Source organism: Ralstonia sp. VS2407 (genome assembly GCF_052950655.1).
The window spans coordinates 1-617 of record NZ_JBRFVG010000075.1 but is presented as its reverse complement, the minus strand read 5'-3'; the positions used below and the strand labels follow the sequence as shown (position 1 = coordinate 617).

General features: G+C 70.3%; 2 protein-coding genes. One reads left to right on the top strand and one right to left on the bottom strand.

What is annotated here, in order from left to right:
* On the top strand, positions 1-228 hold a 228-nt coding region (locus tag ACU8YE_RS23910; RefSeq protein WP_446929824.1), incomplete at its 5' end, for a MipA/OmpV family protein.
* A 205-nt stretch (positions 229-433) separates the two neighbouring features.
* Here the strand turns inward: ACU8YE_RS23910 and ACU8YE_RS23905 are convergent.
* A partial coding sequence (locus tag ACU8YE_RS23905; RefSeq protein WP_446929822.1) for a hypothetical protein occupies positions 434-617 on the bottom strand: 184 nt, incomplete at its 5' end.

The window sequence follows — 617 nt, the reverse complement described above, 5'->3', positions numbered from 1 at the left end:
GGCGTGACCGACGCACAGTCGATGACGAGCCGGTTCCGGCCGTATTCGGTGAGCGGCGGAATCGACAGCGCCGCGATGGCGGTCGCGTGGACCTGGTCGCTGTCGCGGCACTGGTCGGTGCTCGCGACCGGCGGCGTGACGCGGCTGCTCGGTCGCGCGGGCGACAGCCCGATCGTCCAGTCGCGCAACAACTATTACGGCATCGCGGGCGTGACGTACAAGTTCTGAGCGGATGGCCCGGTGTGCGCAGCGCGCGCACACGAACCCTCGGCGTCGCGCCGTCGCCGCGAACCGCGTGCGGTAAAATGCGGGCGGGTTCGGCGTCAGGCCGGGCCTGCGACGCAGGTGCGCCGAGGCGGCTCGGCCGGGTCGCGAAAGACCGCCATTCGCCGGCCGGCTTCGTCAGGAAACGGCCGGCGGCGTGCGGAACCGATCACGCATGCGACGCCCGGTCGTGCACGAATGCCGCACAGGGACCGCCGGGCCGCGACAGGGAGAAACCGATGAAGAACACGATCGCGATGCTCGTTGCACTCGTTGCGAGCGCAACCTTTTCAGGATGTGCGGACATGGACACGAAACACCCCAACGCCACCGCCGGCGGCGCGGCCAGGGCC